Below are 10880 nucleotides of genomic sequence, written 5' to 3'. Positions count from 1 at the left end.
TTAAGTACATTTATTCACATACTTATAAAACTACTTTATTTTTAAGGCAGTTTGTATCCTTTAAGAACTTCACTCTTAGTATTTCTCGATTATTAGTTTTAATTTCACTTTTATTTTTTCTTCGCTAACTGTTTCTGTTTCTGAAACATTCTTAATAGTATCTTCAACTATTTGTTGAATCAACGTATCATCAATTTTTGCATCCTTTGGGAAACCTACAGAAACTGTTAATTCATCAGCACCACCACCTACCGTTATTGCTAGTGAATCACTTTCAAGTTCCGTTTGCTCTGTAATAGATACTGTTATTTCATTAGATAATCCAGATATTAAATTTGGTACTCCATCATTTTCCCAGTCACTCTGAGAAACTACTACTTCCTGCTCGCTTTCTAATACCTCGGTTGTATTACATCCAACTAACAAGATTGAACAAAATACAATTCCTGAAAATATAGCTTTTTTCATCACTTCTAAATTCCCCTTTCAAAAATAAATTGCACATTCCACACAATTCTCCATACGTGAATTCGACGTTATATATTGGTTAAAGTTCCAATTTTATCATTTCACTAACCTGCTTCGTTAGTTCAACAAACCTTAGAATTTAAAGAAACAATATCAACTAATTCTTCAATGGTTCCAATGCATTTTTCAACTTCAGGTAGATGATAAAAAGTGCTAGTGGTTTCAATGTTATTAACTTCTTCATTAAGCGAATAAAGATAAATCTTTTTACCTTGACCTAATGCAATTCCAAATTCAATATGACTTCCTTTTCCAGCTGGTAATAAAACTACTATAAAGTCTGCCTCGATTATCGCATCTTTCTCTTTTTGACCTATTTCCTTTAGTTGGTTAATGGTTGAAACTCTTTCATTTTGAGTCCAATCATATGTATGGATGAATCCCTTACTTTTTAATTTTTCACTAACATACCTAACAGTTTCAATATTATTAAGACTAGATGCAACATAAAATTTCATTTTATTTCTCATCCCTTTTTTATTATATATTTTATCATCATCTTGCACTAAACTGCCCCGTTAGTTCAATAAGGAAATACTAACATTGATTGGAATAGAAACCCAATCTGTTATGTGACTGTCGCTTTTACGTGATGGGACAGAGCCGTTTTAACGCATATAAGGATAATTAGTCGATAGTTCATCAACTAAGGCGGTAATACCCGTTCGCAATTCCCGTCAAATTATCGTCCTAACCGAGCGCCGTTCTCCTGCCGATTCCCGGCGATATTACCGTCATAAATTGCGATAGTTAAGGCATTTCCGTATAATTGGCGGTAACGGGCAGAGAGGGGCGGGTGTCATGACGCTAGAGAGCGTATTCAAGACAGCACAAGTAGCCGAATTAATCGGGGTCAGCGCGAGCAGCATGAGGAAGTATGCGCTTGCCGTGGAAAAGTACGGCGGGAATGTTCAGAAAGACGATAAGGGCGACCGCATCTATACGGAATCGGACGTATCTGCATTTCGACACTTACGGAAGTTACTGGCGGGTGGCATGACGATCGAGCGGGCTGCCGAGCAAGCGGCGTTACTCATGAAGGGCGAGCAGGAGACAAAGCGGGAAGCGGGCTTTACGTTGGCCAAGAACGACGGTGAACTATTGCGTGAGGCTTTGACGGAAATAAAAGAACTACGTGGGATGATTGAGGCTCAGACGGCATTAATCGAAGCCAGAGCGGCTGATGATCGGGCTGAACGGGTAAAAGAACGGCAGGCATTTCAATTAGCGTTACAGGCGATTGAAGAAGCAAAGGAAGAAACAGCAGCGGTGGAAGTCAAGGAAGCAGAAGTAAAGCCAGGGTTATTCGGTAGATTATTCGGAAAACGAAAATAAGAGATTGCAAGTTTATCCATTTATCGTGTATGCTAGTACCATCGCAATGATGAACGGACACAAAAAAATAGAAGCCCAGCGTGTTTGAACCGGATTGGAGTCCGATAAAAACCGTTTAACCGTATCCTACTACGGCTAAATCCCTTGCTGCAACTTCTGATATTGTCATTATACTCACAACAACCGACAATTTCAAGAACCAAACGCAAAAGCGGAGTTATGCCATGATTTACGGGCAGACTTCCGCTTTTTTTGTTCCTAATAGAAGGGAACGGTTAAAATGACACTATTAAACACACCACAAACCTACCAATTATTACAACCATTCTTCACAATTGATGAACTAAACGCCAATACAAAATTAATCCGTGAACGTCACGGCAAAGACTTAACACGCTCAACCTACCGAGTACTAGACATATTGCATCGTTATTCTTGCAAGTATTACGGGGTATCATACCGCAGTAAATCCAAGATAGCCGCAGAATTAGGCATCAGTCGAAAAACAGTCACCAGGGCATGCCAACAGCTTGAATCATTAGGGACCATTCAACAGCATTCCTTAAAAAGGCATAATGGAGACAAAAGAAGGTCATCAAATGCTATCGTTTTTATACGCCTTGAACCATCTAAAATAGAAAATGTCCCAACCAAATGTCCCGACAAAGAAACTCCCTTAAACTCTAAACAACAAAATCTATCATTCCATGATACGTATGCTTCGCAGCCGTCACTTTACAATCGATTTAAATCAATTCTTTCAAACAGTACAGGAGATCAATCGGTTGCAAGCCGTCTATTCGGTATCTACAAAGCCAAGTCAATCAGACTAATGAAGTTTGAAATGCATAAAGATCAAGGCCAACTATTAGAGGATTTAGCTTTACAGGCACTACGGATTACAACACAAGCAACGAAAAACAAGAAAATCAAAAATTTAACGGGATACTATGATGGCGTTTTGCGTGAACTTATCAGCAAAACCTTATTTGGTGACGTCTTCCAAGAGTTTCCGGTCGAACCAAATTTCAAGATATGTACGCATTAAGTACACGATTGAACGCTACCCAACTAAATATTGGTCAAAAAAACACCGAAAGCAAAGTATTCCACGCTCGTAGACTTCATTAGAGCGTATACAATGCTTGTACAGGCTTATTAAAAAGTTTTTGGGCACTTTACTCTGCAAATATCGTCAAATGGCATATAAAGCACGCAGAAGCATTTAAAAGACGTGATGGTAAAAAGATCATGGATCCCAAATCAGGGCGTTTTTTTGGCCTGCTTATCGTTTCGGTAAATCTGTATATTTATTCATTTCAGCGTGCCCTACGATTTTCAGAAAGCCCGTCAACTCAACGATGTATAAACGCTGTATACGGTGTCCAGAGGCCGGTAGGAGCTGGTTTGTTGTCACTCGGGGGTTTTCCCCTCGAAATGCGTTCGAAACAACTTCCGAGAACTGTTGTTATGTCTACTAGTGGTGTATGCAGCATCCAAACTGGAATTAGAGCAACAGATCTATTTGAGTGCACTCAAAATACTTCTCAATCTAGGAGTAGACAAATATGTTAGATTTACGAAAAGTCTCTCTTTTATTTAGAAAGGGAGACTTTTTTATCTATTTACGGGTATCATCTCTTTTAATTTCTGGCGAAGTATAATAATTAAATTCTAGCTGAATGCGTTCCCAATAGTCGTAATCATCATAAAGTATCAATAGCTGTCGTGCTTTTTCCAAGAGCTCTGCTGATCCTTCTCTCTGTATATTAGCTCTGCAAATGGCTTCTCTTGAAAAATGGAGCGCCAAAATGGAATAATTCATCTTTTTTTTGTCACATTGTAATGAATCTACAATAATTGTAAGTGCCTTTACATAATTTTTATTTTTGATAAGTAACAGAGAGAGATTAATCTTAAATGCTATCTTCAGTCTTGCTACATCCCGAAAGTCTTTATATGTATCCAATCTTACTAATACTGTTTCTGTGAACTTAATTGCAATGTCTACTGGAAATAAAAATAAAATGGTATTGATAATACGGATATCATTTAGATACCATTGTCCATATTTTGACACACTTTCCCAAATTGGACCCACTATATTTTTGGCTACTTCTATATCTTTGGTATCATATAGTTGAATAAATGCTTCACATATTAAGTAGACATTCTTTATATCTTGGTCATACTGTTCTTCTAAAAAATCGACTGCTTGGCGCTTTAAACTACGTAGATGTTCCGTGTGATTGTAATTTATCGAAAATAATTTATGAATAAGATTTTGTTTTTGTCCGTAACTATAGCCATTCTGAATATAATCAATCTCATCCGCTGAAATATTCAAGCGATGAAGCAATTGAAGATAGATGCTCGCATCTACATCTCTTATTCCAGCTTCAAATTTTGAATAGGTGCTTTGCGAAATAATACCACTCGCTAATTCCGTTTGGCTGTATGTTCTATTTTTTCGAATCTTTTTAAATTCTTTTCCAAAATGCATCCCTATCTCTCCGTTCTTTTATTACATATGGAATATTTCGTCATATAATCTCATTTATCCTTTAAAGTTATTGGAGATAGGTGGTGGTTATGTAATGGAATGGATACAAGTTCTTGTTGATATTTGGATTTTGACTGGTAGTTAATTTAAATCAGGGTTGATTCTACAGTAATAAGTCTTATTAGTTTTTTTTAAAAAAGTTTGAAAGCTGATGAAAATCACTTACAAGCTATTACTTGTAATTAAAGGGGAAATGAAAATGAAAATCACGAAAATTCTTTTATCCACATTTATGGCTCTATTTGCTATGATTGTAGTTCCGTTATTCCATGTTCATGCAGAGGAAACTGTATCATTAGAAAATGAAATCGTTTTGGAAGATGGAATAACTGCAAAAATATTAGTTGATAACCGAGAAATAAAATCCGTTGAAACAAAAGATGACAAAAATATTTATGTTGCTACATATTATAAAAAGACAGATGAAATGAAATATGAAACATATGATTTGGAACGAAATTTAATAATTGAGGAATTAATGACTGACGATTTACAATCAGCAGCATCACTTCAAACACAAGCTAATAACGGAACTTTAATTAGATCAAAAAGTTTAGGTGATAGCTACGGCTATTGGGTTTATTCTTATAATGGAGATTACATTTGGCTTACAACACTACGTCCTACTGTTTCTAAAAATCCGGTTGAGAAATCTACTAATGCTTCGGCTTTAAACAGTTACAAATTATCAGTAGATAGATTTATGGCTAGCAAGGATCAAGCTGTAGTTAAGGTTGGTACTGGGATTCTCTCAACAATTACCCTTTTATATCTAGTACCGGAACCTGTCTGGACAAAAGTAGTAGCTGGATTGTTAACGATCGTTTCAAGTGCAATCGCATATGCAGAAGGAAAAGCAATGTATGATGCATATTTAGATTCAGGATATTTCTACGGAAGAATCACTTTTTAGTTAAAATAGAAAAGGGGGTTTCAATGTGCTAATAGAACTCACAATAATATCCCTTTTATTTTTAATATTACTCTTTGTTTCTATCCGTAAAATACCAGAGAAAAAGTCTTCAGTATTTCTAACAATTTTAATTAGTATCTTTTTTGGTGGAAGCTTACTTTATTTATGGTCTTGGTACTTCTTCTTTTTTATAGTGTAAATTGATTACATCAATCATTTCTCGCTGTATGCACTTTTTTTGCTCATATATACAAGATAAAAAATATATTCTAAGATGCATTAATCAGCCACTTAAAACTAGTTATGTTAAAAGTGAGTCATAGTAACACGATTTATATTGGATAAAGAACAAAAAACACCCATCTTAACGGGTGTTTTTTTGATTAATTGACCCCGGAAAAATGGGGATTTTGAAAATTCTATAAGAAAATGTCTACTTGGGGTGCATGCAGCATCCAAACTTGAATTAGAGCAGTAGATGTATTAAAGTGCACTCAAAAAACTAATAAATCTAACACAATGTAAATATGTTAGATTCGTAAAAAGTCTCCCTTTTATTTATAAAGGGAGACTTTTTTATTCATTAAAGGTGTCACAACTTAGAGGTATTGACACCGTTTTCGGGATGCAGTAATATCAAGGCATCAAGTGGTGTCATAACTAATTGTCATAAGTGAACTGCAAAAAGGGGACAAATACATATGAAATATGGTTATGGTCGTGTAAGTACAGCGTCACAAGATTTAGAGTTACAGCTGCAGACGTTGGAAAGTGAAGGTTGCGACAAAATCTATTCCGAGAAATTCACTGGAACTAAAGCGGATCGTCCCCAATTTGTAGAGTTACTTTCATTGCTGAAAAATGGGGATACATTGGTAGTTACGAAGCTAGACCGTTTTGCAAGATCGGCAGAGGATGGGGTAAATCTAATCAAAGAATTGCTTTCAAAAGGAATCAAGGTTCACATATTAAATATGGGACTTGTAGAAGATACATCAATGGGCAGATTAATTTTAAGAATGTTATCAGCTATTGCGGAATTTGACAGGGATATGATAGTTGAACGATTAGCAGAGGGGAAAGCCATTGCGAAGCAGAATCCTGATTTCCGTGAAGGTAGACCGAAGAAATTCACTAAAAAGCAAGTAGCACACGCTTTACAGCTATTGGAAACGAATTCCTATACGCAAGTAGAAGAAATTACAGGGATTTCTAAAAGCACGCTAATCCGTGCCAAAAGAGAAGTAACTAAAGGGTTGCTTTAGTTTAAGTATTGGCTGTCTTTCGTAGCAGCTTTTTGTTATTGAGTAATGAAGTTAACTACTTCCGTGAACCGGCGTTATGTTAACCTACAGTACATGCAGCATACAAACTCGTTTAGCGATCAAATTCCTTATTCAACTAACGGACTAGTTATTGTATAACTTATTTTTATATCAGCGAAAGTGGTGGTACAGTACCGATGAAATGTCTAATCCACATGGAGGGATAGCCACTAGACTAATGAAGAATCACTTAATCATGCAAGGCAAATCTTTACCGGTTAATAAGGTTCTCGCGAGACTAAAAGAGGTTCACCTCCCAAGGGAGGCACCGACTTATTGAAACGGAAGAATTGAGACACCTGGACTATATTGTTATAATCAGAAGTGTTGATGATTAATTGAATTGGATTAGTTGGAACGCCGTATGCGGTGAAAGTCGCACGTACGGTGTGAAGGAGAGGTAAAGGTGGCGATAACTTCAAAACCTTACCTATTCCTATGAGGAAGAAAATGGTATGATTTTACAGGGGGTGTTTTAGTGGGAGTTCACGAGCCGTTGTATATTTTCTTATTTTTAATTTTACTAGGTTTGATTTATATACCAGTCTTTTTATATACAATCAAAAAATTTAAATTTAATGTGATTGGACTACTATTTGTTTTCTTATCCATTGTTAGTTATTTGTTAATCGGTAAATATATGGTAGATAGTGGTAATTATGCGGATGAGCATTCTTCGTTATTTGGATTAGGTTTTCTAGAATTGACGCTTTTATCATATCCGTATATTTTTATTGGATTATCAGTTTTATTAGGCAAAAAAGGAGAGCGTATTTAAAAGTAATTTTAGTTAATAAAAGGACAAACATAAGTCCGTCACGCTAGCGTGACGGACTTCTTTCTTTTCACCCTCGGAGAGCCCGCACCACGATGTGCTATTCTTATCTCCATTCATCGTTGATGTTTCCCATTTTTTCTTTTGGCTAAATAAAAAAAGAGCAGCCGAAGCTACTCTTTCAATAAATAATCCTAAGGATTATTATTCTGGATTACAAAAATCTTTTATTGTTTGAGTCATACCCACATTCGGTCTCCAGGGTTCTATATGCCAAGGATTTTCATACGGTGCATAACCATAGTGACAAGCATACTGATCAGATAAACCAGCTGCATTTTTCCAGTTACTCGATCCCGAATGCGTACTAACTACTTTACCCCAAGAATCCGACAATTTCAGAATTTTATCATTAGTCGTACCACTGAAAAGATAAGGCTTGTGTGTTAACCTCAAGGACAATTCTGTCCCCCTATAAACCCATGAACCAGCAGAAAAATAAGTAGCATAAGTAGTAGCAGCTAATGTTATTAGCATATTAGTGGATTCATTCAATCCATCGGATTCTAGTCTGAATTTTAATGTATCTCTACTTTTTGTATCTACAGAAACTATCTTGTAGTTCTTATCGCTTCCCAATATTGGCGCTGAAAGAATTCCAATAGATTCATTTTGTTCGTTATAAATCATTGCCGCACCATCTGAATTCCCCTGATCATCTTTTCCAAGAACTATATATTCTCCATTTTGCAAATCTAACGGAACCTCAATAGTAAAATTAGAAAGTGTTGAATCCAAAATGATTTTCTGTTCAATTGTATTTCCTTCAACTTTTTCAATACTATTTTCGATTTTTTTCATTTTTTTCGTGTAAGATAAATCTAAATTTGATGAAATTATAGGAGTTCCAAACCCTACTTTATAACCATCATCAGTTTCAATCTTAATTATAGACACTTTATCATCTATAGCTACAGCATAAGATAATGATGGAGATATCATACTAAATACCATTAACAATGAAAGAAAAAACAAAACCAATAACTTTGATTTCTGGTTCATTTCACAATCCCCCTTTTTTTTGAAAAAATTTAATATAAATTTACCTTACTTATATCATTTTTTTGTACATTATCGTCCCCCCTTCTTTTTACCAACATAGGGAATCACAGAATTAATAAGAGCTAAAAACAGAATTGCGATAAACATATTTGCATTTATATATTCAACTCCGATATTCAATTCATCAGCAGAAGCTCCTAACATGATAAAATTTAAAGCTGAAACCACAACACAAATAAATGAAATACTAATCACAGCAACCCAAAAACAAATTCATATCTAACATAATTAAAGGCCTCATAAGAAGACAAAATAAGTTACCTCCCTATATTTGAATTATATTTTTATAGATTTGTCAGATTATTTTTATACTAACATACTTAAGTTAATAATTCCCAGAAAAGAACAAAACATTTTATATATTCTGTTTTATGGAAAATGAAATTGTCTAATGTCACATATTTAAAATTGGCCAATAAAAAAAGTAACCGCAGTTACTTTCAAGATAATAAATTGAATGACATCATTTTTTGGCCCGTTTCTTTTTTTAAATATGATCCCAAAAACAATAAATAATCCAGAAAATAATTATTGCTAAAAATCCATAAAGATTATTTCCTGTGTTAAGTGAGACTATTACTAGTATCAGAAAAGGTGGCATGAGAATCCAATACTTTTTTTGAACATGAATTTACTCCTTTTTCTGTTAATCTTTTTTTATCAAAACGTAATTTCTCAAACCAACATGCTAGTAAGCCATCACCTCAATTGAAATCGAATCCCAAACGATACATTTCATCTTGTTACGCTCATGTTACAATAACGCATGAATTCAAACCTTCATTTTTATTGAAGTAACGGGTGCTTTAGTAAAGATACGGCTGCCTTTACAGGGTTTCTTATTGAGTAATGAAGTTAACTACTGCCGTGAACTGGTGTTATGTCACCGCATCTATATGAGAGTTAAAAGATAACAAAAACAGGGTCAACTGGATTTTTTTAAACCGAATCAACAAAGTATTTGAAAACTCTAAAGAAAACTGATAAACTAACAGCATATAAACTTACTTTAACTTTTAAAAGCCAGACCCATGCGGGACTCGGCAGTGATGACTAATGACAGGCCTTTGGGCTGATTGTGGCGTACGCAAACTAGACTCCTATTTTGCTACGGAAAAAATCAGATACCAAAGGTCTTTTTGCGTCCAAAAATAAGTGTTATCAAATGCTGCATTTTGCAGTAAAGTACAACAAATCATAAAAAATGGAGTGCTCAAAATGGGTACAAAACTCGAAAAGGAGAGAGGAAATATGTTAGCTAAATTAGCGGAGAATGAACAAAAACTATTTAAAAAGGTGTACAAACAGCATGTGAATGCAATGGGTTTAGAGGAAGAAAAAAAGTATGGAAAAGGGGAAAATACAAAAGTTGAAAAGGTTATTCCCAACAAGTATTTAAACATTCATTTCGCAAATGGCGAGTGGTTTAAATATTGCGTAGACGGGACTTGGGGCTGAACAAAAAGGGTGGAAAAAAATAACTTCGCTTTCAGATAAGGCAATCAGCGAATGTTGGCTGACTTGCGACTTTGTCGCTAATAGAATGGACGTTGATGCGCGTATAAGCATTCGTAATGCAGGCTGACGAATAGAGCCGATCGCCACGCTTGGGGCGGTTAATAAATTCCGGCAGGAAGTGAACGAGGTCAAAGACCTGAGCGATATGCTTGCCTGATGGCAGTTCACTGGAACGTGGCAAAGCCAACCCGTTAGGGGATGTTCCATTCAATACTCACACACACAATTGGATACGGGGTACAGCTTTCTCTTTGCCCGCTATTTGGCGTTAGCCAAATGAGCACGACACAGATTTTGAACGAAGTGATAAAAATCTGAAGTGCAATTCGGGCAAAGAGAAAGCTGTACCAAAAAGCCGAAAATACACCCGTAAATACCGTTATCTCTGGGTTTGTATTTTAGTTTTAACCTTCAGTATTTGAGGAAGTCCTGAGGACACCCGAAAATGCCAGCGGGTGAGCTATGCACTTTTTTAAAAGGGAGATGGAAATATGACGAAAGGAACGTCACCGATCATGGCGCAGATGGAGAAAATTTATCGGCATACAAGAGCAAACTCTTTCGGTACTCGTGCTAGGTATGAAAGCAGCTGCCGAAATTTCGTCGGGTTTTTAGACGAGAAATTCAAGATGAAAAACTTGCGGAATTTACAAGATAAACATGTAGTGGCCTATATCCAGCAGCGACAAGCTGAAGGCGTCGCACCGAAAACACTCAAAAATGACTTAGGGGCAATTCGCTACATGCATGACATGATTCCGAACGTCAAACACGAACTTTCCGATAATAAAGGACTGAAAA

At 35.8% G+C, this 10880-nt stretch carries 12 protein-coding genes; 7 read left to right on the top strand and 5 right to left on the bottom strand.

Features of this window, described 5'->3' with window-relative positions; genetic code table 11:
• Positions 1-75: 75 nt before the first annotated feature.
• Complete coding sequence (locus H2672_RS18495; protein WP_186673816.1) at positions 76-468, bottom strand: topoisomerase; 393 nt, start codon at positions 466-468, stop codon at positions 76-78.
• Positions 469-590: 122 nt separating this feature from the next.
• On the bottom strand, positions 591-986 hold the full coding sequence (locus H2672_RS18490; protein WP_186673814.1) for a nucleoside 2-deoxyribosyltransferase: 396 nt from the start codon (positions 984-986) through the stop codon (positions 591-593).
• A 343-nt stretch (positions 987-1329) separates the two neighbouring features.
• On the opposite strand from H2672_RS18490, the gene H2672_RS18485 reads away from it, so the two are divergent.
• Positions 1330-1863 (top strand): MerR family transcriptional regulator, encoded by a 534-nt coding sequence (locus tag H2672_RS18485; RefSeq protein ID WP_186673813.1) that lies wholly within the window; start codon positions 1330-1332, stop codon positions 1861-1863.
• Positions 1864-2143: 280 nt separating this feature from the next.
• Positions 2144-2911, top strand: coding sequence for a MarR family transcriptional regulator (locus H2672_RS18480; RefSeq protein WP_186673812.1), 768 nt, complete (start codon positions 2144-2146; stop codon positions 2909-2911).
• A 237-nt stretch (positions 2912-3148) separates the two neighbouring features.
• On the opposite strand, the gene H2672_RS19795 is transcribed toward H2672_RS18480, so the two are convergent.
• Positions 3149-3280: a hypothetical protein gene (locus H2672_RS19795; RefSeq protein WP_255485895.1), complete on the bottom strand. Its 132-nt coding sequence runs from the start codon at positions 3278-3280 to the stop codon at positions 3149-3151.
• Positions 3281-3484: 204 nt separating this feature from the next.
• The gene (locus tag H2672_RS18475; protein WP_186673811.1) at positions 3485-4366 is read right to left on the bottom strand and encodes a helix-turn-helix domain-containing protein; all 882 of its coding nucleotides are present in this window, start codon (positions 4364-4366) and stop codon (positions 3485-3487) included.
• A 259-nt stretch (positions 4367-4625) separates the two neighbouring features.
• Between H2672_RS18475 and H2672_RS18470 the strand changes: the two genes are divergently transcribed.
• The 3 genes from H2672_RS18470 to H2672_RS18460 all read left to right on the top strand — a co-directional run bounded on the left by H2672_RS18470 (position 4626) and on the right by H2672_RS18460 (position 7442).
• Positions 4626-5339 carry a geobacillin-26 family protein gene (locus H2672_RS18470; RefSeq protein WP_186673810.1) on the top strand — a complete coding sequence of 238 codons (714 nt, stop codon included), beginning with the start codon at positions 4626-4628 and terminating at the stop codon, positions 5337-5339.
• Between the two features lie 701 nt (positions 5340-6040).
• Complete coding sequence (locus tag H2672_RS18465; protein ID WP_186673809.1) at positions 6041-6604, top strand: recombinase family protein; 564 nt, start codon at positions 6041-6043, stop codon at positions 6602-6604.
• 538 nt (positions 6605-7142) lie between these two features.
• The gene (locus H2672_RS18460) at positions 7143-7442 is read left to right on the top strand and encodes a hypothetical protein (RefSeq protein WP_186673808.1); all 300 of its coding nucleotides are present in this window, start codon (positions 7143-7145) and stop codon (positions 7440-7442) included.
• A gap of 201 nt (positions 7443-7643) precedes the next feature.
• Here the strand turns inward: H2672_RS18460 and H2672_RS18455 are convergent, their stop codons facing one another.
• Positions 7644-8501 (bottom strand): DUF2599 domain-containing protein, encoded by an 858-nt coding sequence (locus H2672_RS18455; protein WP_186673807.1) that lies wholly within the window; start codon positions 8499-8501, stop codon positions 7644-7646.
• A gap of 1278 nt (positions 8502-9779) precedes the next feature.
• Here H2672_RS18455 and H2672_RS18450 point away from each other — a divergent pair.
• The gene (locus tag H2672_RS18450; protein ID WP_186673805.1) at positions 9780-10019 is read left to right on the top strand and encodes a hypothetical protein; all 240 of its coding nucleotides are present in this window, start codon (positions 9780-9782) and stop codon (positions 10017-10019) included.
• Positions 10020-10570: 551 nt separating this feature from the next.
• Positions 10571-10880, top strand: a 310-nt coding sequence (locus H2672_RS18445) for a phage integrase N-terminal domain-containing protein (protein WP_186673803.1), incomplete at its 3' end; no start/stop codon positions are given.

The sequence above is a fragment of the Sporosarcina sp. BP05 genome (genome assembly GCF_014282005.1).
Taxonomy (GTDB): domain Bacteria; phylum Bacillota; class Bacilli; order Bacillales_A; family Planococcaceae; genus Sporosarcina.
Note: the sequence above shows the minus strand (reverse complement) of the source record. Positions and strands in the feature narration are given on the sequence as shown.

Coding starts and splice junctions, on each gene's coding strand:
- H2672_RS18480 (WP_186673812.1), top strand. CDS start 2,144: ATGACACTATTAAACACACCACAAACCTACCAATTATTACAACCATTC.
- H2672_RS18485 (WP_186673813.1), top strand. CDS start 1,330: ATGACGCTAGAGAGCGTATTCAAGACAGCACAAGTAGCCGAATTAATC.
- H2672_RS18470 (WP_186673810.1), top strand. CDS start 4,626: ATGAAAATCACGAAAATTCTTTTATCCACATTTATGGCTCTATTTGCT.
- H2672_RS18455 (WP_186673807.1), bottom strand. CDS start 8,501: ATGAACCAGAAATCAAAGTTATTGGTTTTGTTTTTTCTTTCATTGTTA.
- H2672_RS18465 (WP_186673809.1), top strand. CDS start 6,041: ATGAAATATGGTTATGGTCGTGTAAGTACAGCGTCACAAGATTTAGAG.
- H2672_RS18490 (WP_186673814.1), bottom strand. CDS start 986: ATGAAATTTTATGTTGCATCTAGTCTTAATAATATTGAAACTGTTAGG.
- H2672_RS18495 (WP_186673816.1), bottom strand. CDS start 468: ATGAAAAAAGCTATATTTTCAGGAATTGTATTTTGTTCAATCTTGTTA.
- H2672_RS18475 (WP_186673811.1), bottom strand. CDS start 4,366: ATGCATTTTGGAAAAGAATTTAAAAAGATTCGAAAAAATAGAACATAC.
- H2672_RS18450 (WP_186673805.1), top strand. CDS start 9,780: ATGGGTACAAAACTCGAAAAGGAGAGAGGAAATATGTTAGCTAAATTA.